Genomic DNA, 1713 nt, shown 5'->3' with positions numbered 1-1713 from the left:
GAGCGTGGGTTGGTGTTGGGGGGTGTGAATGAGACGGATCGTTGTGTTGACGGTGTGACGTTGGCGGATTTGGTGGCGGCTTCGGTTGAGGTGTCGTCGGGTCGTGTGGCTGTGGTGTTCGGTGATGTGGTGTTGTCGTATGCCGAGTTCGGTGTGCGGGTGAATCGGTTGGCGCGGTGGTTGATCGGGCGTGGTGTGGGGCCGGATGTTTTGGTGGGTCTTGCGGTGGAGCGTTCGGTGGAGATGATCGTGGCGATGCATGCGGTTGTTGCTGCGGGTGGTGCGTATGTGCCGATTGATCCGGAGTTGCCGGTGGAGCGGATCGGGTTTGTGGTTGATTCGGCTGCGCCGCAGCTTGTGTTGACTGTTTCTGCGTTTGTGGGTGTGTTGCCTGTGGGTGTGGATGTTGTTGTTCTCGATGGTCTTGATGTGGGTGGGTTTTCGGGTGGTCGGGTTTCTGATGGTGATCGGGTTGCGCCGTTGCGGTTGGGCAATGCGGCGTATGTGATGTTCACGTCGGGTTCGACGGGTCGGCCGAAGGGGGTGTCGGTCAGTCATGGGGCGATTGTCAATCAGTTGGCGTGGTTGGCTGGGGAGTACGGGGTGGGTGCTGATGATCGGGTGATGGCGCGTGCGCCGTTCACGTTCGATGTGTCGGTGTGGGAGTCGTTTTTGCCGTTGACCTTGGGTGCGCGGTTGGTGGTGACGCGGCCGGGTGGGCATCGTGAGTTGGATTATCTTGCGGGTGTGATGGTCGAGCATGCGATTTCGGTGGCGGAGTTCGTTCCGTCGGTGCTTGCGGCGTTGGTGGCTGATGGTTTTGGTGGTGCGTTGGGTTCGTTGCGGCATTTGTTTGCCGGTGGTGAGGAGTTGTCGCCGGAGCTTGCGGTGGCGTTGGGTTCGTTGACGTCGGCTGCGGTGCATAACACGTATGGTCCGACGGAGGCGGCGATTACGACGACGGCGCATCGGATTGTGGGTTCGGTGTCGGGGGTGGTGCCGATCGGGACGCCGGTGTGGAATACGCGTGGGTATGTGTTGGATTCGCGGTTGCGTCCGGTGCCGGTGGGTGTTGCGGGTGAGTTGTATCTCGATGGTGCGCAGTTGGCTCGTGGTTATCATCGGCGTCCGGATTTGACGTCGGATCGGTTTGTGGCGAATCCGTTTGTGGTGGGTGCTCGGATGTATCGCACGGGTGATCGTGTGTTGTGGAGTGCTGCTGGGTCTTTGGTGTATTTGGGTCGGTCGGATTTTCAGGTGAAGATTCGTGGGGTGCGGATCGAGCTCGGTGAGATCGAGTCGGCGTTGGGTGCGTTGCCGGGTGTTTCTGGTGCTGTGGTGGTGGTGCATGGGGGGAGTCGTCTGGTCGGGTATGTGACGGCTGGGTCCTCGGTCGATGCGGAAGTTTCGGTGGATTCGGTGGGGGCGCGGGCTGCGGTGGGGTTGGTGCTTCCGTCGTACATGGTTCCGGATGTGGTGGTTGTTGTTGACGAGTTCCCGTTGTCGAGTGCGGGGAAGTTGGATCGGAAGGCGTTGCCGGAGCCTGTTTTCGGTGTGCGGGTGTTTCGGGCGCCTGGTTCTGCTTCGGAGTTGGTGGTGGCTGCTGCTTTTGCGGTGGTTTTGGGGTGTGAGTCGCGGGTTGGTGTGGATGATGATTTCTTCGGGTTGGGTGGTAATTCGCTCAATGCGACCAGACTTGTCAGCCGCATCAAC

The 1713-nt window shown here is 60.2% G+C and carries 1 protein-coding gene; it reads left to right on the top strand.

The window, feature by feature from the left end:
• Nucleotides 1-24: 24 nt before the first annotated feature.
• Nucleotides 25-1713 (top strand): non-ribosomal peptide synthetase (locus B0E55_RS31250; protein WP_241896201.1); only part of this gene is annotated, 1689 nt, incomplete at its 3' end.

The sequence above is a fragment of the Rhodococcus sp. 66b genome (genome assembly GCF_002076325.1).
Classification (GTDB): Bacteria; Actinomycetota; Actinomycetes; order Mycobacteriales; family Mycobacteriaceae; genus Rhodococcus_F; species Rhodococcus_F erythropolis.
The sequence above is the reverse complement of the archived record's forward strand: the minus strand, read 5'-3'. Positions and strand labels throughout refer to the sequence as shown.